Source organism: Rhodoferax sp. (assembly GCF_010365055.1).
Taxonomy (GTDB): Bacteria; Pseudomonadota; Gammaproteobacteria; order Burkholderiales; family Burkholderiaceae_C; genus Rhodoferax.
This window is the reverse complement of sequence record NZ_JAAFHA010000007.1, coordinates 1-22223: the sequence shown is the minus strand read 5'-3', so window position 1 is coordinate 22223 and position 22223 is coordinate 1. Positions and strand designations below refer to the sequence as shown.

Sequence of the window (22223 nt, the reverse complement as noted above, 5' to 3'; positions counted from 1 at the left end):
TGTTCCTCATGCTTCGAGCTAAATTATCGGTGGTCTGCGCTTGGTCACTGGCGGGTGCGGTTTTGCTGCTGCCCGGGTGTTCGTTCACGCCAGTGGATCAAACCGCTGACTGGAGTCCCAACAAGATTTATGCCGAAGCCAAGGATGAATTGAGTTCAGGCGGTTACGACAAGGCCGTCGTGCTGTTCGAGAAGCTTGAAGGGCGTGCCGCCGGAACGCCTTTGGCGCAACAAGCCCAGCTTGACAAAGCCTATGCCCAATACAAATCCGGCGAATCGGCCCAAGCCCTGGCTACCCTTGATCGCTTCATGAAGCTGCATCCAGCCAGTCCGGCACTTGATTACGCCCTCTACCTCAAAGGCATCATCAACTTCAATGACGATCTGGGCATGTTCTCCGCCGTGACGCGGCAAGATCTGGCAGAACGCGACCAGAAGGCATCCAAAGAATCATTTGAGTCTTTCAAGGAGCTGGTTACCCGCTTCCCGCAATCGCGCTACGCGCCAGACGCCAGTCAGCGCATGACCTACATCGTGAACTCATTGGCCCAGTACGAGGTGCATGTGGCGCGCTATTACTATGGCCGCGGCGCCTATGTGGCAGCGATCAACCGGGCGCAAGTGGCCGTCACGGATTACCAAGGCGTGCCTGCCGTTGAAGAAGCGTTGTTCATCATCGTCAAATCCTATGACGCACTCGGGCTGCCCCAGCTCCGGGACGACGCCAAACGGGTACTTGAAAAGAACTATCCCCAGACCGAGTACCTGACCCGCGGCTTTAAAGCCAGCACGGATCCTTGGTGGAAGGTCTGGTAAGCGCCTCTAGCGCCTGAAGCACGTCGGCCAGTTCTTCTTCTGAACTGATTTGCCGCATCGGCGGCAAGGTTGACAGCAGTTTTTTCCCGTAGCCCGTGAGCGCCAGACGGGTATCGCACACCACCAAAATTCCTCGATCAGATTCGCGCCGAATCAGGCGCCCCGCACCTTGCTTGAGTGCCATGGCCGCCTCAGGCAATGCATAGTCTTTGAACACGCTGCGACTAGCGGCCACCAGCCGCCGGGAGCGCGCCTCCACCAGGGGATCGGTGGGTGGCGCAAACGGAAGTTTGTCAATGACCACCATCTGCAAGGCGTCGCCGGGTACGTCTACGCCCTCCCAAAAAGACGTTGACGCCACCAGGATACAACCCGGCCCATCGCCTTTGCCCTGGCGAAAGCGTTCCATCAGTTCGCGTTTTGGTTGCTGCCCCTGCACCAGGATAGCCAGAGCCCCTGACTCGGAAAAATGACGCTGTAATGCCGCGCTCACGGCTTGCAGCGCGCGCAAGGTGGTTGTCAGGACCAGTGTGCGACCGCCTATCACGGACGCCGCGCTGGCCACAAAATCGGCCACTTGCGCACTGTGCCCCGGCTGACTTGGTTTGGGTAAATGGCGTGGCACATACAGGACCGCTTGCTCGCCATAGTTAAACGGGCTGTCAATTTTCAGAATTTCAGCATCAGCCAAACCGCAGGGCTCTGTGAACCAGCTCAACTTGGCATCCGCACCCAAGGTGGCGGACGTAAATATCCAGGCACGCTGTGAAGCATCTTCGGTTGTCGACTTGATCAATCGCGTCTGAACGGCGTCGGCAATATCCAACGGTGACTCAACCAGCCGCAGTTGCACCCCAACATCAAGCCAGCGCACCGAGTCCGGCGCGCAGTGGCCTGAGAAGAACACCAGCTTTTCGCTAAAGACGCTCACCCTTTCACTTAAACGCATGAGATCCGGGGCGATGGCGCTCACTGTGTCGAGCGCCCACATGACCCGGGCACACGCAGCCTGCAGAGCGCCAAGCGCTTCCTGCCAGGCCGACTCATCCACTTGGTCCGGTGCCGCCCCGACCCAGCGCAGTTTGGCACCTGGGCTGGCTTGGCCCGCGACCAGTCGCAAATCGCGCGCGGCGTGTTCCGCATCGAATGCCAGGGTCTGCCAGTCTTGCAAGCCGCGCGCATGCTGCAGGCCATGAAGAAGCAGATCACGGGCAAAGTCCAACAGCTGCCCGGTCGTCAACTGCCGACCCAGAAACTGCACGCCCGTTTCATTAAGTTGATGCGCTTCATCAAAAATAACGGTCTGCACCGACGGCAGCAGTTCCGCCATCCCCGACTCGCGAATCGCCAAATCAGCAAAAAACAGATGGTGGTTGATAACGACCACATCGGCGGCCAAGGCATCGCGTCGCGCCTGATTGACATGACAGCCTCGAAACTCCGGGCATTGCGAGCCCAGACAGTTGTCCCGCGATGACGTCACCACCGCAATCACGGGAGAGCGCTCATCCAGACCCGGCAACTCAGCCAGGTCACCACTGCGCGTCAGCTGCGCCCAGGCCTCGATTTTGGCCAAGGTTCGTGCCAGCACGGGATCAGAAGGACTGGCGTCTTGCCGGGCGACGGCCAGGCGATGGAGACACAAATAGCTGCCCCGCCCCTTCAGCAAGGCGGTACGAACCGGCAGGCCCAGGGCTTTCATCAAACGCGGCAGATCGCGACCAAACAGCTGATCCTGTAAGGTCTTGGTGGCGGTCGACAGCATCACCCGCGTGCCGCTTAACAAGGCCGGCACCAGATACGAGAATGTCTTGCCAATGCCAGTACCGGCCTCGACCACCAGCACCCCACCGTCCTCGATCGTTCGCGCAACCGCCACGGCCATGTCGGTTTGCCCAACTCTGGGTGTGAACTCTTCAACCGTGCGCGACAACAAACCACCGGGGGCAAAGGTCTCACGGGTCAGGTTTTGCAGATTCATGGGGCAGACATGGGGGGCAGGGGCAGGCCTGATAATACCGGTCTAATAAAAATCTCCGGGGAAATCTCCTTTTTGATCGTTCACTATGCCCAAAGGCTATCGTCTCACCGCATCAACCGGCATCCACAAGGGTGACCGCGATTACCAGCAAGACCAGGTTCTGTTGCTGAGCCACCCGCGGGTCAGTGGCTGTGTGCTGGCCGTGCTGGCGGACGGCATGGGCGGACGCAGCGGCGGACGCAAGGCGTCCGACCAGGTCATGATGACGGCCCGGCAGCTGTTTGAGCGCTATGCGCCCGAGACCGATGATGCCGTGGCCGCGTTAAAGCAATTGGTGGAGGAAGCCCATACGGTCATCAAACTGACCGCCGTTTCGTCGGAAGAAGAACCGCACAGCACGATCGCCGCCTTTCTGATCAATCCGGGCGGTGACTGCTATTGGGCGCACGCGGGCGACTCAAGAATCTACCACTATCGCGGCGCCAAGCTGATCAAGCGCTCCATGGACCACTCCTATGTGCAGGCGCTGGTCGACCGGGGCGAGCTCACCGAGGAGCAGGCCAATGTCCATCCACAATCGAACATCTTGTTAGGATGCCTGGGAACTGAAAGCGACCCCCCGATCAGCACCCACTTTATCAGCCAACTGCACGCCGGGGATATTCTGATGGCCTGCAGCGATGGCGTCTGGCACTACTTCACCAGTGACGAAATCGGTTCGATTCTTTCCAGCCTGTCGGCCCGGGAAGCGACCGAATTCTTGATTGAAAAGGCGCGCTCGCGCGGTCAGGGCGGCGGTGACAATCTGTCGTTGGTGGTGGTCAAGCTCGAACCCTTGGGGTGCTGACTCGCGGGACGCCTCAAGCCAGACACGGGGCGAGGCCGATGCCTGTTCAGGTCAAGCAGGTGTCGACCAGACGACGCTCCAGCGCCAGGAATTCCGAAGACTGCATTTCATTCAAGCGCGACACCGTGCGCGGGAATTCATGCAACAGCGGCCCTTCCAGATACAGCTCTTGCGGCGGCACCGCAGCTGACATGATCAGCTTGACCCGGCGGTCATAGAGCACATCGACCAGCCAGGTGAAACGCCGCGCCTCGGCCGCCATGCGCGGTGGCATCTGCGGCACATCACTGAGCAAAACCGTGTGAAAGCGGCTGGCAATCTCCAGATAGTCGTTCTGGGAGCGCGGCCCACCACACAGCGTCTTGAAGTCAAACCAGACCAGCCCGCCCGCCTTGCGCCGGGCCTGAATTTGCCGGGCCTCAATGTGCAGCAGGGGATGCTCGTCCGGCATTTCCGCCAGGCGCTCAAAGGCATCCGTCATGGCCGCATCCGCCCGCGCACCCAGCGGAACATGGTAGCAATCGAGCTGCTCCAGCATCAGACGACGGTAGTCGACGCCGTTGTCCACATTGACCACTTCGAGTTGCTGTTTGAGCAAGGCAATCGCGGGCAGAATGCGCTCCCGGTGCAGGCCATTCGGGTACAAGTCATCCGGCTTGAAATTGGAAGTTGTGACGAAGCCGACCCCGTTGCTGAACAGGGCCGCCAACAGCCGGTGCAGGATCATGGCGTCCGTGATATCGGCAATGTGAAACTCGTCAAAGCAGATCAGTCGGTATTTCTTTGCCATCCGCTGCGCCAGCACATCCAGTGGATTGGCCGTTCCCCGAAGCTCGGCGAGTTCCCGATGCACTTCCCGCATGAACTCATGGAAATGCAAGCGGGTCTTGCGCTTGAGCGGTACCGCATTGAAAAAGCAGTCCATCAGGAAACTTTTTCCGCGTCCGACCCCGCCGTACAGATAAACGCCGCGCGGAATGGCGGGGCGGTTGATCAGTTTCTTGAGCGAATTGGAGCGCTGCGCCCGAAACGCGCTCCACTCACGGGCACAACGCCCCAGCGCGTCCACGGCGCGCCACTGCGCCGGGTCAGCGCTGTAGCCACGGGCGGCAATCTCGGCTTGGTAGGCTTGTTTGACAGTCACGAACTCAACCCTGAACCGCTATCGTATAGATAGCTAGTTATGCAAATAGGACGAGGGCTAGCAGCCAATTTCCTATAAATCTAGAAATTCAGCGTGCGCTTAGCCACCGCCAGCGCCGCTTCCTTGGTCGATTCGCTCAAAGTCGGGTGGGCGTGGCAAATGCGTGCAATGTCTTCACTGCTGGCGCGAAATTCCATCGCCACCACGCACTCGGCAATCAACTCGCTGGCCATCGGGCCGACGATGTGCACGCCCAGAATTTCATCGGTGCTGGCGTCGGCCAGCATCTTGACCATGCCGGTGGTGTCGCCCAACGCGCGGGCGCGGCCATTGGCCAGGAACGGGAACGTCCCCGCCTTGTACGCCACACCGTCAGCTTTGAGTTGCTGTTCGGTGCGGCCGACCCAGGCAATCTCCGGGCTGGTGTAGATCACCCATGGAATGGTGTTGAAGTTGACATGGCCATGCTGACCAGCGATGCGCTCAGCCACCGCCACGCCTTCTTCTTCGGCCTTGTGCGCCAGCATCGGGCCGCGCACCACGTCGCCCACCGCCCACACGCCGGGCAGGCTCGTGCGGCAATCGCCATCAACCACGATGGCGCCGCGCTCGTCGAGTTGCAGGCCGACGGCTTGCGGGTTCAAGCCAACGGTATTGGGGACGCGGCCAATCGACACGATCAGCTTGTCCACGTCCAATTTCTGCGCTTCGCCCTTGGCATTGGTCCAGGCGACACTGACGCCCTTTTTGCCCACTTTGACCTCGCCAACGGTTACGCCCAGCTCGATCTTGAGCCCTTGTTTGACAAACGCTTTGTGTGCTTCCTTGGCAATCTGTTCATCCACCGCGCCCAGGAAAGTCGGCAGACCTTCCAGAATGGTCACTTCCGAGCCCAAGCGACGCCACACCGAGCCCATTTCCAGGCCGATCACGCCAGAGCCAATCAAACCCAATTTCTTCGGCACGGCCGTCATGGCCAGAGCACCATCGTTCGACAGAATCTGGGTTTCGTCAAAGGGCGCACCCGGTAGCGCCCGGGCGGTGGAACCCGTGGCCACAATGACGTGCTGACCCACCAGCGTTTCTTCAGCGGCCCCTGCCACCTTGATCTCGTAGCCGCCATCCACTGCTTTCTCAAACGACGCGCGGCCATGGAAGAAACTGACCTTGTTCTTTTTAAACAGGTACAAGATGCCATCGTTATTCTGCTTGACCACGGCATCCTTGCGCGCCACCATCTTGGCGCTGTCCATGCTCAGGCCCTTGACGGCAATGCCATGGTCGGCAAAGTGATGGCTGGCATGGTCAAAATGTTCCGACGACTGCAGCAGCGCCTTGCTCGGAATGCAGCCGATGTTGGTACAGGTGCCACCCAAGGCCGGACCGCCTTGGCTATTTTTCCACTCATCCACACAGGCCACGTTTTTGCCAAGTTGGGCAGCACGAATGGCCGCAATGTAGCCACCAGGGCCACCACCGATCACGATCACATCAAATTGCTTGCTCATTTTTTCTTTCTAATTTCCATGACTAAACGCCACGCTGATTACTGAAAAGACCCGACCGCGCCTAGCGGCGTGCGTTGGGTGTCTGATGCAGCGAAGTCAAGGAGGAGGCTTGGGCGAAGCACAAGCCGGGGGACATTCGCGGCATCAGACACCCAATGCGCGCTGCGGGTCAAAGCGAACTATTTGGGTAGGATGAATTGATACTCAAATATCAAACAACAGGCGCGCCGGATCTTCCAGCGCTTCCTTCATGGCCACCAGCCCCAGCACGGCCTCGCGGCCGTCGATGATGCGGTGGTCATAGCTCATGGCGAAGTAGTTCATGGGGCGCACCACCACCTGGCCGTTTTCCACCATGGCGCGGTCCTTGGTGGCGTGCACCCCGAGGATGGCCGACTGCGGTGGGTTGATGATGGGTGTGGACATCATCGAGCCAAAGGTACCGCCGTTGCTGATGGAGAAGGTGCCGCCGGTCATTTCTTCCATGCCCAGCTTGCCGTCTCTGGCCTTGGCGCCGTACTCGGCAATCTTTTTCTCAATATCGGCAAAGCTCATCTGATCGGCATTGCGCAAGATCGGCACCACCAAACCGCGCGGTGATCCCACGGCAATACCAATGTCAAAGAAGCCGTGGTAAACGATGTCTGTGCCATCGACCGAGGCATTGAGCATCGGAAACTTCTTCAGGGCATGTACCGCGGCCTTGACGAAGAAGCTCATGAAGCCGAGCTTCACGCCATGCTCTCTCTCGAATCGCTCCTGCATGCGCTTGCGCATGTCCATCACCGGGGCCATGTTGATTTCGTTGAAGGTCGTCAGGATGGCGTTGGTGGACTGCGATTGAAGCAGTCGCTCGGCGACACGGGCGCGCAGGCGGCTCATGGGCACACGCTGCTCCGGGCGCTCGCCCAGATTCACGGCCGGTGCCGCGACTTGAGGCAATAAAGTGGCCGCAGCCCGCGCTGGCATTGACGGAGCAGCTACTGCTTTTGGAGCACTCAAAGAGGCCAGCACATCGCCCTTTGTGACGCGACCATCCTTGCCGGTACCGGCTACCGAGCCTGCAGCGAGCTGGTTGTCCGCCATCAGCTTGGCAGCCGCTGGCATCGCCACACCGGCCATCGCACCACCGGTCGCCACCGCTGCAGACGCAGTGGTCACGGGTGCTGCCACGGCAGCTGCAACTGCAGCGGGCGCCACCGTCGCACCCGCCTTGGCTTCGGTGTCGATGCGGGCAATCAGCTGCTCAGCCGCCACCGTGCCGCCGTCAGGCACCAAAATTTCAACAATCACACCGGCTGAGGGCGCGGGCACTTCCAGCACCACCTTGTCGGTTTCGATGTCGATCAGGATTTCATCGACGGCGACAGCGTCGCCCACTTTTTTCTTCCACTGCAGCATGGTGGCCTCAGCCACGGATTCCGACAACTGCGGGACTTTAACTTCTACGATAGCCATGGTATTTCTTTCGTTATTTGGTCAGGACTGTGCCTTTGAGCTTGGCAAATGCGCCTTCAACCAGCGCTTTTTGCTGCTCCTGGTGCAGGTGGGCGTAACCCACGGCGGGGGACGCCGATGCGGCACGGCCCGAGTAGCCCCGTTTCTGCCCGTCAAACATGTTTTCATAGATGTAATGCTGCACAAAGAACCAGGCGCCCTGGTTTTGCGGCTCGTCCTGGCACCAGACGATCTCAGTGGCATTCGGGTATTTCTTGAGCTCGGTCGCAAAGGCCTTGTGCGGGAACGGATACAACTGCTCAACGCGAATAATCGCCACGTCGTCGGCAGCGAGTTCCTCGCGCTTTTTGACCAGGTCGTAATAGACCTTGCCGGAGCAAGCCACCATGCGTTTGACCTTGTCGGCTTTCAGCGCCTTTTGCTCTGGAATGATGGTCTGGAAGCCACCCTTGGTAAATTCAGACAAGGGTGAGGCCGCATCCTTGGCGCGCAACAGCGACTTGGGCGTCAGAATGATCAGGGGCTTGCGAATGTTGCGCACCATCTGGCGGCGCAAGATGTGGAAAATCTGGCTCGCTGTGGTGGGCTGCACCACCTGCATGTTGGTGTCGGCACTGAGCTGCATGAAGCGTTCCAGCCGCGCCGAACTGTGCTCGGGACCTTGGCCCTCATAGCCGTGCGGCAGCATCAGCGTGATGCCGTTTACACGGCCCCACTTGACCTCGCCGGAGGCGATGAACTGATCGATTACCACCTGCGCGCCATTGGCGAAGTCGCCAAACTGGGCTTCCCAGATCACCAAGGTATTGGGTTCGTTGGACGCGTAGCCATACTCGAACGCCAGCACCGCCTCTTCGGACAGGATCGAGTCGATGACGACAAATGGCGCCTGATTCGCCGTCACATTTTGCAGAGGAATGTAGGTGCCGACATCCCACTTTTCGCGATTCTGGTCGTGAATCACCGAATGCCGATGGGTAAAGGTGCCGCGGCCGCAATCCTCGCCACTCAGGCGCACCGGGTAACCGCTGGCCACGAGCGAAGCAAAAGCCATGTGCTCGCCCATGCCCCAGTCCACCGGAATATCGCCACGCCCCATGGCGGCGCGGTCGTCATAGACTTTTTTGACCAGGTTGTGAGCCGTCACGGTGGCGGGAATGGTCGTAATTTTTTCAGCCAGACGCTTCCACTCGCCCATGGGAATCGCCGTATCGGCAGCATCGGTCCACTTCTGGTTGATAAATGGCGTCCAATCGACGGCGAATTTGCTCTTGAAGTTGGTCAGTACCGGGTCCACCGTGTGCTTGCCCGCATCCATGGCAGCGCGGAAGGCTTTGACCATGTCATCGCCGAGCGTGTCACCCAAACCTTGGGCTGCCAGCTTGGCTGCATACAGGCTGCGGGTGCCGGGGTGGGCGGCGATCTTCTTGTACATCAGGGGCTGCGTCAGCGCGGGCGTGTCCTGCTCGTTGTGGCCGAGCTTGCGGAAACAAATGATGTCCACCACCACGTCTTTGCGGAACTCCAGCCGGAACTCCAGCGCCAGCTGGGTGGCCAGTACCACGGCCTCCGGGTCGTCACCATTCACGTGCAAGACCGGCGCCTCGATCATCTTGATCACGTCGGTGCAATACAGCGTCGAGCGGCTGTCGCGCGGATCGCTGGTGGTGAAACCAATCTGGTTGTTGATGATGATATGAACCGTGCCGCCGGTGGAGTAGCCGCGCGTTTCAGACAGCGCAAAAGTCTCCATGTTCACGCCCTGGCCCGCGAAGGCCGCATCGCCATGCACCAACACTGGCAACACCTGCTTGCCGTAGGGGTCGGCGCGGCGATCCATGCGGGCACGCACCGAGCCCTCGACCACCGGGTTGACGATTTCCAGGTGTGAGGGATTGAACGCCAGACTCAGGTGCACCGGGCCGCCAGCGGTAGTCACATCAGAGCTGAAACCCTGGTGGTATTTGACGTCGCCGCTGGTCAATTCTTGGGGCGCGGTATGGTCGAACTCGGCAAACAGTTCGGCGGGCATCTTGCCCAGAGAATTCACCAGCACGTTCAAGCGTCCGCGATGCGCCATGCCAATCACGATTTCCTGAATGCCTTTGACCCCGGCCGACTGAATCAGCTCATCCATGCAGGCGATGAAACTCTCGCCGCCTTCAAGGGAAAAACGCTTTTGCCCAACATACTTGGTGTGCAAAAACCGTTCCAGTCCTTCGGCGGCGGTGAGCCGGTCCAGAATGTGCTTTTGTTGCTCCACCGAGAAGCTCGGCTTGGAGCGAATGCTCTCTAGCTTTTGCTGCCACCAGCGTTTATGGTTCTGGTCGGTGGTGTGCATGAATTGCGCACCAATCGTGCCGCAATAGGTTTGGCGCAACGCGTTCATCAGCTCGCGTAGGCTCATCGTTTCTTTGCCAAAGAAGGTGTTGCTGGTGTTGAACACGGCTTCCTGGTCAGCGTCGCTGAAACCATAGAAAGAGAGCTGGAGTTCCGGAATATCTTCGCGCTCAATTCTCTTGAGGGGGTCCAGATCAGCCCAACTCACACCCACGTTGCGATAAGCCGCGATCAGTTGCTGCACCGCGACCCGCTTACGCCCCATTTCTGTATCGACGCTGGCCACCACCACCTTGGTGCCGCCCTGTTTGGCGCGCTCGGCAAAGGCATTGATGACCGGCAGGTGGGGCACGTCTTTGGCTTGGCTGCCGTCAGAGGCAGGCACATGCTGTAAGGCATCGAAATAATCACGCCAGCTGTCAGGGACACCGCCGGGGTTGGCCAGGTAGTTTTCGTACATCTCTTCGACATACGGTGCGTTGCCACCAAATAGAAAGGTATTGGCCTGATAGGCCTGATAGACCGACGATGCCGAATTCGCCCCTTGAGACGTTGTTTCACTCATACTGCGCTGACCTCCGTTTCCCTTTGGGAAACATGAGCTGGTTAAAGCTATTTTTTAAAAACCTTCCGCGTCACGGCTTGACCGTTTGGCGGATGCGACTGTGGCTGGAAGGGCCCGGTGACAGGGCGCAATTGTGCCACCACTGAGAATTTCTTGGGCCGGGCTGCCGGCATTCGGCACTGACCCCAAAGTGGACTTACGCCGTCACCAAGTCCTTGATCTGTTGCAGCGCTGCCGGGTCTTCCATTGTGGTCAGGTCACCCGGGTCGCGTCCTTCACAGACCGCCTGCACGGCCCGGCGCAGCAGCTTGCCGCTGCGAGTTTTGGGCAGTACCGTGACGAAGCGCACCCGCGCTGGCCGGGCCACCGCGCCCAAGTCGCCGTCTACCAGTTTCATGATTTCGCCCTCGAGCTTCAGGCGTCCTGCTTCGTCTGCCACCAGGCTCGTGTCCTTGACCACGGCAAAGGCCATGGCCACCTGGCCCTTGAGCTGATCGGCCACGCCGACCACCGCCACTTCGGCAATGTTGGGGTGGGCCGAGATGCTTTCTTCAATCTCGCGCGTGCCCAGGCGGTGCCCGGCGACGTTGATCACGTCATCGGTGCGGCCCAGGATGAAGTAATAGCCGTCGGCATCGCGAATACCCCAGTCAAAAGTGCTGTAAACCATCTTGCCGGGGATGGTGGTCCAGTAGGTGCTGACGAAGCGCGCATCGTCGCCCCACACCGTTTGCAGGCAGCCCGGCGGCAACGGGCCTTCGATCGCGACCACGCCTTTCTGGTTCGGACCCTTCAGCTCCTCGCCGGTGTTTTCGTCGAGCAGCTTGACGTCATAGCCGTACACCGCCTTGCCGGGCGAGCCGAACTTGGTCGGCGAATCATCGACGCCTTTGCAGATGCTCAGGATCGGCCAACCGGTCTCGGTCTGCCAGTAGTTGTCAACGATCGGGCGCCCTAGGCCCTCGGCGATCCACTGGGCGGTGGGTTGGTCCAGGGGCTCGCCGGCCAGGAACAGTGCACGCAGTGATGACAGGTCGTATTTCTTGAGCAGGGCCGGGTCCTGCTTTTTCAGCACGCGGATCGCCGTCGGCGCGCTAAACATCACCGTCACCTTGTATTTCTCGACCAGACTCCACCAGATGCCGCCGTCCGGTCGCGTCGGCAGGCCCTCGTACATGATGGTCGCCATACCCGCAATCAGGGGGCCGTAAATGATGTAACTGTGGCCCACGACCCAGCCGATGTCGCTGGTGGAGAAATAGGTTTCTCCGGCGTTGCCGCAGTAAATATGCTTCATGCTGGCGGCCAGCGCCACGCAATAGCCGCCGGTGTCGCGCTGGACGCCCTTGGGCTTGCCGGTGGTGCCGCTGGTATAGAGCGTGTAGCTCGGGTGCGTGGCATCAACCCACTCGCACGGCACCACCGTCGCCATGTGTTTTTGCCGCAGCGCCGCCCACAAGTGATCCCGACCCGGTACCAGATTCATGGTCATGAGGCCGCGATCGACCAGCAGAACGGCTTTTGGCTTGTGGCTGGACAGGCGAATCGCCTCGTCCAGCAATGGCTTGTAGGCAACCGGCTTGCCGCCGCGCGAACCGGCGTCGGCACTGATGATGACTTTGGGCGAAGCGTCTTCAATGCGCGAGGCGAGCGAACCCGAGGCGAAGCCGCCGAACACGACCGAGTGAATCGCACCAATGCGCGCGCAGGCCAGCATGGCAAATGCCGCCTCGGCAATCATCGGCATATAGATCAGCACCCGGTCGCTCTTTTGCACCCCCAGGTCCTGGAGCACCGCCGCCATGCGCTGCACCTCGGCATGCAGTTCCCGGAACGAATAGACCTTTTCCTGGTTGGTCTCGGTCGAGACAAAAATCAGCGCCGCTTGCTCCGCCCGGTCTTTCAAGTGCCGGTCCACCGCGTTGTGGCACAAATTGGTGCTGCCGCCAACAAACCACTTGGCAAAGGGCGGGTTGCTGTAGTCGCAAATTTGAGTTGGTTGCACTTTCCAGTCCACGAGTTGGGCCTGTTCTTCCCAAAACGCGTCACGGTCCTCGAGAGAACGGCGGTGGAATTCGGCATAGTTTGTCATTGTTTGTCTCCAGGGGGTCTTAAAACTGAATTCATAATTATGGACTTTGAACTTGCTACAAACTGACTTCGGGCGTCAGCATCGATGTGCCGATTTGCCCCGCCCTATTTGTAGTCACCGCTGGAATTGGATAATGGTCCTCATGATTACCATCCATCACCTTGAAACCTCCCGTTCACAGCGCGTGCTGTGGTTGCTAGAAGAACTGGGCGTGCCCTACGAGATCCAGCGCTACCAGCGTGATCCCAAGACGCGACTGGCGCCTGCCGCACTGAAAGCGATTCATCCCTTGGGCAAGTCGCCCGTCATCACAGACAGCGACGAGACCATTGCCGAGTCCGGTGCCATCCTGGAGTATCTGGCCGAACGCTATGGTGCGCAGGCGCACGGCGAATTGGCCCACCTGCAACCCACGCCAGGCACTGCGCAACACCGCCGGGCACGTTTTTGGATGCACTACGCTGAAGGCTCATTCATGAACTGGCTGGTCATGAAACTGGTGTTCGTGACGATTCCAACGCAGCCCATGCCCTTTTTTGTTCGCCCGATTGCCCGCCAGTTGTGCGCGCAAGTGCAGGCTAAGCTGATCGATCCCAATATTGAAACGGCCTTGGCCTTCATGGAAACGCACTTGGGTCGCCATCTCTGGTTTGCGGGTGAACACCTCAGCATCGCCGACTTTCAAATGAGTTTTGCGGTTGAAGCAGCGCTGGCGCGGGGTGCCGAAGTGGCGCGGCGTCCGCATCTAGCCGCTTACAGGACGCGTATGCAGGCACGGCCAGCTTATCAGCGCGCCGTGGCCAAAGGTGGGCCTGTGGTGATGTCCTGATACCTGCGATTTGACACCCTGCCTCACAATCGGCCCATGAAATTGACTCGTACGCACGCGCTCTGGGCAGGTATTCTTCTTGTAATTGCTTTCGGGGTTCTGGCCTTTGCCCTACGCGGGCAGCCGGTCGAAGTGGCGGTGGTCACCCAAGGCAAGATGCAGCAATCGGTGGTCACCAGCGGCCGCGTTGTGGACATCACCCGCACCGAGCTTGCCAGCCAGAGCACTGCCCGCATCGAGCGCATCACCGTGCGTGAGGGGGATCAGGTTGAACCCGGGCAGATTCTGGTGCAGCTGCGCGCCGATGAAGCGCAGGCCGCCTTGGCTCAAGCCCATGCCGCCGTGCAAGAGGCGCAAGCGCGTGTGCGCCAGATTCAAACCGTGCAGGGCCCCGTCAGCACCCAGCAACTGGCGCAAGCGCGTGCCGCCAATTTGCAGACGCAACAGGAACTGGGCCGCACACAAGATTTGCTCAATCAGGGCTTTGTCTCGCAATCGCGCCTGGATGAAGCACGGCGCGCGGCAGACGCAGCCACCGCCGCACTCTTAGCCGCTACCGCCCAGGCGCAGGGCGACACGCCCGGCGGCGCGCAACTCGCCTTGGCAAGGGCCGGACTCGACCAGACGCTGGCCGCCCAAAAAGCCGCCGCGGCCCGACTGGACCAGTTGAGCCTGCGCGCACCCTTAGCTGCCACCGTCATCACCCGCGCCGCCGACCCGGGCGACACTGCGCAGCCTGGCAAAGCGATCTTGATACTGGTGGGCGGCGGCGAAACCCGCATCCAGGCCAGTGTGGATGAGAAGAACCTGAAATTCCTGAAACTGGGGCAGACCGCCAGCGCCAGCGCCGACGCCTACCCGCAGCAGCACTTCAGCGCCGAACTCACTTACATCGCGCCATCGGTCGATGCGCAGCGCGGCACGGTTGATTTGAAGCTGCGGGTAGCGCCGACAGTGGACTACCTGCTCCCCGATATGACGGTGTCGGTCGAAATCGTCACGGCGCAGGTGCAGAGCGCCCTGATGCTGCCGACCGATGCGATTCGGCGTGATGCCAACGGCGCCCTTTTTGTGCTGGTGAACCGCGCCGGCCGCGCCAAAGAAGTGCGGGTACAGACCGGTTTGCAGGGCATTGGCAGCACCGAGATCACCCAGGGACTGGCTGCGGGTGAGCGCGTCATCCTGCCCGCCAGCAACGTGCGCGACGGCGACCGGGTGCGTGAGCAAAGCACGCGCACGCCTTTGACCGGCGTACCGCCCATGCCTGGCTTCACCAGCTGAGCTTCGCCGTGCCGATTCGCCTCCCGTTTGCCGCTCTGGTGTGCCTGCGCTACCTGCGCGAAGGCCGCATGCAAACCGTGCTGATCCTCGCCGGTGTCACCGGCGGCGTGGCGGTGATCATCTTCCTGACCACCTTGATCAGCCAGTTGCAGGCCTCCATCATCGAGCGCACGCTGGGCAGCCAGGCGCACATTGTTTTGAAGCCGCCGCTGTTGGTCAACCGCCCGCTGCTGCCACCAGGCAGCACGGCGGCCATCGTGCAACCGCGCGCGCAGCGCCTGCGCTCGATTGATCAGTGGGAAGCGGTGGCGCAATTGGCCAATCAAACCAGCGGTGTGCTCGCCGTCTCGCCGTTGCTGTCGGGAGCCGGTTTTGCAGCGCGGGCGGACGCGAGTCAGGCCATCAACCTGCTCGGGGTCGACGCCCAGGCCTATCAACGCATTGTGCAAATGCCCAAATACCTGCGCTTGGGCCGCTTTGACGTCAGCGGCGCCAACACCGTGATCGGGGTGGAACTGGCCAAAGACCTGGGCGTGACGGTCGGTGACAAACTGCGCCTGATCGCGATGGACGGGCGCAACGACCTGGCCACAATTGCCGGTATTTTCGACATTGGCAACCGCGACCTGAACAAGCGCTGGGTCTACACCAGCATCAAGCTGGCGCAGTCGCTCTTGGACTTGCCCGGTGGCATCACCGAAATTGATTTGCGTGTGATGGACCTGTTTCAGGCCGAGACAACCGCGCGCCAACTGGCGGCGCAGACCGGCCTGGTCGCTGACAGCTGGATGCAAACCAATGCGCAACTGCTGACCGCCTTGAAGAGCCAAAGCATGTCGAACAACCTGATCCGCTTTTTTGTCACAGTGATCGTGGCCGTGGGCATTGCCAGTGTGCTGGTGGTGTCGGTGGTGCAGAAGCAGAAGGAAATTGGCATCCTGCGCGCCATGGGCGCCAGCCCGCGGCGCATCATGGCGGTGTTTTTGTTGCAAGGTGGGATTTACGGCGCGGTTGGCTCAGGCCTTGGCGTGGGCTTGGCGCTGGCGCTGCTGCAATTCTTTTCCAAAATCACGCGCAACGCGGACGGCTCGCTGCTCGTCAGCCCGGACTTGGATGTGTCGGTGGTGCTGGGCGCGTGCGCACTGGCGCTGCTGGTCGGACTGCTGGCGGCGGCTTTGCCAGCCCGGCGCGCGGCCAGGCTCGACCCGGTGCAGGCGATCCGGGTTTAGCAGCATGGGCACCATTGTTGAACTCAAACAAATTCGCAAGCGCTATGGCGAAGGCACGCCGGTTGAAGCCGAGGTGCTGCATGGCATTGACCTGACAATTTCAGGGGGCGAGTTCGCCGCGCTGACCGGACCGTCCGGTTCGGGCAAAAGCACCTTGCTCAACATCATCGGCTTGTTAGAGAGGCCCAGCAGCGGCCAATTACTGATTGATGGCCGCGACACCGCCGACCTGAATGAGGCGACCGTCACCACGCTGCGCGGGCGCAGCATTGGCTTCATCTTCCAGTTTCACCACCTGCTGCCGGGCTTCACGGCACTGGAAAACGTGATGATGCCGTCCATCATCGACGCCAACTGGCCCACGGCCAAGGCGCAGGACCAAGCCCTGCGACTGCTCGATCAGGTCGGTTTGAAAGACGCGGCCCACAAACGCCCGGCGCAACTCTCGGGCGGCATGCAACAGCGCGTGGCGATCGCGCGGGCGCTGAGCTTGTCGCCCCGGCTGATCCTGGCCGATGAGCCCACCGGCAACCTTGACAGCCACAGCGCCAAGAACATCTTTGAGTTATTGCAGAGCATCAATCAGCAGCAGCACTCGGCCTGCCTGATCGTGACGCATGACGCGCGCCTGGCAGCGCGCTGCCAGCGGCAAATCCAGATTGAAGACGGTCAGTTGCTGGCGCAGGCCAGTTGAGTCACTCAAGAGGTCGTTTTGCAACTAATATCAAATCAATAGCTGCTCACGCAATAGCGACGGGGGCTGCAGCCCTATTTGATCAAATTCTGCACGGCTTTGAACTGTGGATGCTCGGCGCTGCGCAGCCATTCAAAAGCCACCATCTCGGTCGTCACCAACTCCGCGCCTGCGCCGGCCAGCCGGTCGAAGGCGGCGTCGCGGTTGCGCTCGGTGCGCGAGCTGCACGCGTCGGTCACCACCCAGACCTCAAACTCGTCTTCCAGCAAATGCAGCGCGGTTTGCAGCAGGCAGACATGCGCCTCGCAGCCGGCAATCACGATGGTGTTGCGCTCTGCGGGGTCGCTTACTGGCTTTTGCAGGTGCTTGGGCAGACTGCGCGCGTTGCCCGCCACCGGCTTGGCCGGGGGGCGCAGCCACTCGCCCAAACCCTCTTCCACCCCACTGAAGTGCATCTTGCTCAAGGTCTGCGCGCACAGTGCACGCAATTCGGGCGCGTTCTCGCCCAATTTGGACGGATTTTGTTCGGTGCCCCAAATGGGAACTTCCAGCAGATGCGCGATTTGCGCCAGGCGCAGCGCGTTGGCCAGCACCAGCGCACCTTCAAAAATGGCCGGCATCAGGCGGGTCTGGTAATCGACCAGCACGAGTTGGGATTGGGCGGTATCTAGCAACATGGCAGGGTTTCCTTCAAGAAGTTGAACATTGTCGGGCACGGGCCAATCCAGGTGCAAGTGTTCCGATCACACATCCACGGGCATACTATTTGCTTAACTGCAGTTGCAGCCGCGCGAGAAGCTTGAATCAGGTCATTGAGTTTCTGCATGGGGTGCAAGCGTAAACCCTGATGGGAAGCCATCGCCCGGGGGACTAAAGTTCCCGTCGAGGATAAATCCGCACAAAACTGCCGCCATCCTTGGTCTGATTCACCATTTTCCACTGGAGTATTGCAAATGCATCTGAACAAATTACAAACGCTGGCCGCTGTCGTGGCAACCTTGGGTGCCTTCATGGCCGCGCCCGCTCATGCCGGCAAGACGCTGGACGGCATCAAAGCCCGTGGCCAGGTGGTATGCGGCGTCAACACGGGCCTAGCCGGCTTTGGCGCTGCCGACTCAGCTGGCAAATGGACCGGGCTGGATGTCGATGTGTGCCGCGCCATTGCGGCGGCGACCTTGGGTGATGCCGACAAGATCAAGTATGTCCCGCTCAATGCGCAACAGCGCTTCACGGCGTTGCAGTCTGGCGAAGTTGATGTGCTTTCACGCAACACCACCTTCACCCTCACCCGCGACGCCTCCTTGGGCATGCACGCCACGATGGTGACCTACTACGACGGCCAAGGCTTCATGGTGCCGGTCAAGAGCAAGATCAAGAGCGCCAAACAGCTCAAAGGCCAAACGGTATGTGTGCAGTCCGGCACCACCACCGAAAAGAACCTGACCGACTATTCCAAAGCCAACGGCCTGAACATCAAACCGGTGGTGTTTGAAAAGCTGGAAGCCGCCGAAAACGCTTACTTCACCGGCCGTTGCATTTCCTACACCACCGATGCGTCGGGCCTGGCCTCAACTCGCAACAAGGTAGCCAAAGACCCCAAAGAACACATCATCCTGCCCGAGCTGATCTCCAAGGAGCCACTGGGCCCGATGGTGCGCCGAGGCGACGACGAGTGGTTTGCTATCGTCAAGTGGGTGATCTACGGCCTGCTCGAATCGGAAGAATATGGCATCACCCAAGCCAACGTGGACGCCTTGAAAGCCAGCAGCAAAGACCCCGTGGTGCAGCGCATTCTGGGCACCTCCGAGGACACCGGCAAATTGCTGGGTCTTGACAAAGAGTGGATGGCGCGTGCCATCAAGGCCACCGGCAACTATGGTGAAATTTTTGAACGCAATGTCGGCCCCACATCGCCGCTGGGCCTGCCCCGTGGCCTCAACAACCAGTGGAACAAGGGCGGCTTGATGTACGCCTACCCGGTGCGTTGATTCGCGGCGCTCCATGCTGACCGGCGCCGCCTGATGTCGCTTTGGCGATTCAAGCGGCGCTTTTTTTTGGCGCTCTGTGCGGGTGCCTCGCCAGTTGTTTCAGGAAGCGCTGCAGGACGTCAAGCACCATGAATTCAAAAACTCCCCCCAAGAAGAACAACTGGTCCTGGCGCAGCCAGGCTTTCCGAGGCTTGATCTACCAGATCATGGCCGTGCTGGCCATTGGCGCCGCGGTCTGGTTTCTGGCGCACAACACGCTGCTCAACATGCAGGTGCGCGGCATCAAGAGCGGCTTTGACTTTTTGACGCAATCGGCCGGCTTTGACATTGGCGAGAGCCTGTACCCCTTTGACTCGGCCCAACCGTACTGGCAAGCCTTCTTGGTCGGCGTCACCAACACGCTGCGCGTCGCGGTGCTGGGCATCATCCTGGCGACCGTGCTGGGCACCTTGTTGGGCGTGGGGCGATTCTCACGCAACGCCCTGGTGCGCGGGCTGTGCCTGGCTTACGTCGAATTTTTTCGCAACATCCCGGTGCTGCTGCAACTGCTGATGTGGTACGTGATCTTGACCGAGGTGTTGCCCGCTGCCGCTGACGCCTGGGTGCTGGGCTCGTTCTTTTTGAGCAAAGGCGGGCTCAACTACCCGATTCCGGTCTGGTCCATCGGGCAATTGTGGGCCGCTTACGGCTTGATTCCCGGTTTGGCGCTGGCCTGGTTTTACCGCCGTTGGGCCAAGCGTCAGTTCGAGGCCACGGGCCAGGTCCGCAGCCGGATCTGGGTACCGCTGGTGATCGTGGTCGCGGCCAGCCTGCTGGGCTGGTTGCTCGGTGGCGCGCCGACCGAATTGAACCGACCCTTCAAGGGTGACTTCTCGATCGAGAACGGCGGTGCGCTCACACCCGAGTTTCTGGCCGTGCTGCTGGGCTTGACGCTGTATACCGCCTCTTTCATTGCCGAGGTGGTGCGCGGGGGCATCCAGTCGGTGCCGCTGGGCCAGAGTGAAGCGGCGGCCGCCCTGGGCTTGGGCCGCCATCAGGAAATGCGCCTGGTGATGCTGCCGCAAGCCTTGCGCGTGATCATCCCGCCGCTGACCAACCAATACCTGAACCTGACCAAGAATTCATCGCTGGCGGTGGCCATTGGCTACCCCGATGTGGTCTCCATTGCCAACACTGCGCTCAACCAGACCGGGCGCGCGGTCGAGTGCATCGCGCTGGTGATGGCGGTCTACCTGACGACCTCCCTGGGCACCGCGCTGCTGATGAATTGGTACAACAGCCGTTCCGCCATCAAAGAACGATGAACCCAAGCCTGCACACCATGACTGCAACCACTTTCAAGCCGATCGCCGCGCGCCCTGCCCCGGTCAACACCGAAGGCCCGGTCGCCTGGACCCGCGCCAACCTGCTGGCCGACTGGAAGACGACTTTGGCCACGCTGGTCATTGGCGCCGTCTTTCTGTGGCTGGTACCGCAACTGCTGAACTGGGCCCTCTTCAAAGCGGTCTGGCGGCCGGACTATGAGGCCTGCCGGGTCGACGGTGCTGGCGCCTGCTGGGGCGTGATCACCCAGAAATACCGCCTCATCCTGTTTGGTCGCTACCCCTTTGAGGAACAATGGCGCCCGCTCATCGCCACCTCGTTGCTGATTGGCTTGCTAGTGGCCAGCTGCATTCGGATGTTCTGGAAAGCCTGGCTGCCGCTGCTGTGGCTGGGGGTGCTGGCGGTCTTCTTTGCCCTGATGTACGGCAACACCCTGGGCTTGAGCCGGGTTGAGACCGACCGCTGGAGTGGCTTGCCGCTGACCATTTTGCTGGCCTCACTCTCACTGGTGATGTCGTTTCCGATTGCCCTGCTGGTGGCGCTGGGACGGCGCTCTGATCTGCCGGCCATCCGCAGTTTTTGCACCATCTATGTCGAGCTCATCCGCGGCGTGCCGCTGATCTCGGTGCTGTTCATGGCGTCCTTCATGTTTCCGCTGTTCATGCCGCAGGGTTTCAAGATCGACGTGCTGATCCGCGTGCTGGTGGGCATCACGCTGTTTGCGGCGGCCTATTCGGCCGAAGTGATTCGCGGTGGACTGCAAGCCATTCCCAAGGGGCAAGTTGAGGCGGCCGCCACGCTGGGACTGTCGTACTGGCAAACCCAGCGCAAGATTGTGCTGCCGCAAGCGCTGGCGATGGTGGTGCCGGGCATCATGAACAACTTCATTTCCACCTTCAAGGACACATCGCTAGTCACCATCGTCAGCCTGTATGAATTGACCGGGGCCATGAGCCTGGCGCTGAACTCCGACTCCAACTGGCGCCCGTTCACGATTGAGGGCTACATTTTTATCGCCCTGATTTACTTTGTGTTTTGCTTCTCCATGTCGCGCTACAGCCACTGGGTTGAAAAGCAGGTCAACAAAAGCAAATCAAGATAAAAAAAGAAATCTTGTGGGACCGACCGCAGCTACATGCAACACGCGAGAACTGTCCCCAACTGATTAGGAAAAACATGCCACAAACTCAAACTCAGACCACCTCCCCCATCATCATTTTTGACAAGGTCAACAAGTGGTACGGCAACAACTTCCATGTGCTGCGCGACATTGACCTGAGCGTGGCCAAAGGCGAGCGCATCGTCATTTGCGGGCCGTCGGGCTCGGGCAAATCCACACTGATCCGCTGCATCAACCGACTTGAAGAGCACCAGCAAGGGCGTCTGATTGTGGACGGGATCGAACTCGCGGACGACGTCAAGGCCATCGACCAGGTGCGCAAGGAAGTTGGCATGGTGTTTCAGCAATTTAACCTGTTCCCGCATCTGACGGTTCTGGAAAACCTGACGCTGTCCCCCATGTGGGTCGGCAAAATGCCCAAAAAAGAGGCCGAAGAAAAAACCATGATCCAGCTCAACCGGGTGCGCATCGCCGAGCAGGCGCAGAAATACCCGCTGCAACTCTCGGGCGGCCAGCAGCAGCGCGTTGCGATTGCGCGCGCCCTGTGCCTCAAGCCCAAGATCATGCTGTTTGACGAGCCCACCAGCGCGCTGGATCCCGAGATGATCAAGGAAGTGCTGGACGTGATGATCGCCATGGCCGACGAGGGCATCACCATGCTGTGCGTCACGCACGAGATGGGCTTTGCCAAGGCGGTGGCTGACCGCGTGATCTTCATGGATCAGGGCCAGATCGTGGAACAGAACAATCCGCATGACTTCTTCAACAACCCGCAAAACGAGCGCAGCAAAGACTTCTTATCGAAGATTCTGGGGCATTGAGCGCCGGGTCAATGGATGCCAAGCCCTGTTCAAGCGACGACTGAATAGGGGCGCACTGCAGGGGGTCTCAATATGCTACGTTAAAGATAGCTAAATATGCTTATTGCACGAATACGAAGGGACTTCCCGCTTCCCGGTAACGGCATCAAGTGCCAAGATTGGGTTTGGAAGTCAATCTGCAACCTTTA

General features: G+C 60.1%; 16 protein-coding genes and 1 pseudogene. 10 read left to right on the top strand and 7 right to left on the bottom strand.

Features of this window, described 5'->3' with window-relative positions; translation table 11 throughout:
- Positions 1 to 8 precede the first annotated feature (8 nt).
- A complete protein-coding gene (locus GZ093_RS03355; protein WP_296482081.1) occupies positions 9 to 815 on the top strand; it encodes an outer membrane protein assembly factor BamD in 807 nt (268 codons plus the stop codon).
- On the opposite strand, the gene GZ093_RS03350 is transcribed toward GZ093_RS03355, so the two are convergent.
- Positions 778 to 2796 carry an ATP-dependent DNA helicase gene (locus GZ093_RS03350; RefSeq protein ID WP_296482078.1) on the bottom strand — a complete coding sequence of 673 codons (2019 nt, stop codon included), beginning with the start codon at positions 2794 to 2796 and terminating at the stop codon, positions 778 to 780. The two genes, GZ093_RS03355 and GZ093_RS03350, sit on opposite strands and share 38 nt — an antisense overlap.
- 85 nt (positions 2797 to 2881) lie before the next feature.
- Here GZ093_RS03350 and GZ093_RS03345 point away from each other — a divergent pair, with 85 nt between their 5' ends.
- Positions 2882 to 3643: a protein phosphatase 2C domain-containing protein gene (locus tag GZ093_RS03345; protein ID WP_296482075.1), complete on the top strand. Its 762-nt coding sequence runs from the start codon at positions 2882 to 2884 to the stop codon at positions 3641 to 3643.
- A 46-nt stretch (positions 3644 to 3689) separates the two neighbouring features.
- On the opposite strand, the gene zapE is transcribed toward GZ093_RS03345, so the two are convergent.
- The 5 genes and pseudogenes from zapE to GZ093_RS03320 form a co-directional block, all read right to left on the bottom strand.
- The gene (gene zapE / locus GZ093_RS03340; RefSeq protein ID WP_296482071.1) at positions 3690 to 4787 is read right to left on the bottom strand and encodes a cell division protein ZapE; all 1098 of its coding nucleotides are present in this window, start codon (positions 4785 to 4787) and stop codon (positions 3690 to 3692) included.
- Between the two features lie 80 nt (positions 4788 to 4867).
- Entirely contained in the window at positions 4868 to 6295 is a 1428-nt protein-coding gene (gene lpdA / locus GZ093_RS03335) for a dihydrolipoyl dehydrogenase (protein ID WP_296482068.1), read from the bottom strand.
- 204 nt (positions 6296 to 6499) lie between these two features.
- Positions 6500 to 7753 carry a 2-oxoglutarate dehydrogenase complex dihydrolipoyllysine-residue succinyltransferase gene (odhB, locus tag GZ093_RS03330; RefSeq protein WP_296482066.1) on the bottom strand — a complete coding sequence of 418 codons (1254 nt, stop codon included), beginning with the start codon at positions 7751 to 7753 and terminating at the stop codon, positions 6500 to 6502.
- A gap of 13 nt (positions 7754 to 7766) precedes the next feature.
- The gene (locus GZ093_RS03325; protein ID WP_296482063.1) at positions 7767 to 10658 is read right to left on the bottom strand and encodes a 2-oxoglutarate dehydrogenase E1 component; all 2892 of its coding nucleotides are present in this window, start codon (positions 10656 to 10658) and stop codon (positions 7767 to 7769) included.
- A gap of 196 nt (positions 10659 to 10854) precedes the next feature.
- A pseudogene (locus tag GZ093_RS03320) lies at positions 10855 to 12795 on the bottom strand (propionate--CoA ligase); the annotation flags it as partial.
- A 97-nt stretch (positions 12796 to 12892) separates the two neighbouring features.
- Between GZ093_RS03320 and GZ093_RS03315 the strand changes: the two are divergent.
- Genes GZ093_RS03315 through GZ093_RS03300 form a run of 4 tightly spaced genes read left to right on the top strand, consistent with a single transcriptional unit; the run spans position 12893 to position 16783 of the window.
- Positions 12893 to 13579 (top strand): glutathione S-transferase, encoded by a 687-nt coding sequence (locus GZ093_RS03315; protein ID WP_296482060.1) that lies wholly within the window; start codon positions 12893 to 12895, stop codon positions 13577 to 13579.
- Between the two features lie 36 nt (positions 13580 to 13615).
- On the top strand, positions 13616 to 14860 hold the full coding sequence (locus tag GZ093_RS03310; protein ID WP_296482057.1) for an efflux RND transporter periplasmic adaptor subunit: 1245 nt from the start codon (positions 13616 to 13618) through the stop codon (positions 14858 to 14860).
- Positions 14861 to 14868: 8 nt separating this feature from the next.
- Positions 14869 to 16089, top strand: a complete 1221-nt coding sequence (locus tag GZ093_RS03305) for an ABC transporter permease (RefSeq protein WP_296482054.1) — start codon at positions 14869 to 14871, stop codon at positions 16087 to 16089.
- 4 nt (positions 16090 to 16093) lie between these two features.
- On the top strand, positions 16094 to 16783 hold the full coding sequence (locus GZ093_RS03300; protein WP_296482051.1) for an ABC transporter ATP-binding protein: 690 nt from the start codon (positions 16094 to 16096) through the stop codon (positions 16781 to 16783).
- 74 nt (positions 16784 to 16857) lie between these two features.
- On the opposite strand, the gene GZ093_RS03295 is transcribed toward GZ093_RS03300, so the two are convergent.
- Positions 16858 to 17460 (bottom strand): isochorismatase family protein, encoded by a 603-nt coding sequence (locus GZ093_RS03295; protein WP_296482049.1) that lies wholly within the window; start codon positions 17458 to 17460, stop codon positions 16858 to 16860.
- 276 nt (positions 17461 to 17736) lie between these two features.
- On the opposite strand from GZ093_RS03295, the gene GZ093_RS03290 reads away from it, so the two are divergent.
- The 4 genes from GZ093_RS03290 (at position 17737) to GZ093_RS03275 (ending at position 22035) form a co-directional block, all read left to right on the top strand.
- A complete protein-coding gene (locus GZ093_RS03290; protein ID WP_296482045.1) occupies positions 17737 to 18771 on the top strand; it encodes an amino acid ABC transporter substrate-binding protein in 1035 nt (344 codons plus the stop codon).
- A gap of 128 nt (positions 18772 to 18899) precedes the next feature.
- The gene (locus GZ093_RS03285; protein WP_296482042.1) at positions 18900 to 20075 is read left to right on the top strand and encodes an ABC transporter permease subunit; all 1176 of its coding nucleotides are present in this window, start codon (positions 18900 to 18902) and stop codon (positions 20073 to 20075) included.
- A 17-nt stretch (positions 20076 to 20092) separates the two neighbouring features.
- Positions 20093 to 21196, top strand: coding sequence for an amino acid ABC transporter permease (locus GZ093_RS03280; protein ID WP_296482037.1), 1104 nt, complete (start codon positions 20093 to 20095; stop codon positions 21194 to 21196).
- A gap of 74 nt (positions 21197 to 21270) precedes the next feature.
- Positions 21271 to 22035, top strand: a complete 765-nt coding sequence (locus tag GZ093_RS03275) for an amino acid ABC transporter ATP-binding protein (protein WP_296482036.1) — start codon at positions 21271 to 21273, stop codon at positions 22033 to 22035.
- Positions 22036 to 22223: the final 188 nt, after the last annotated feature.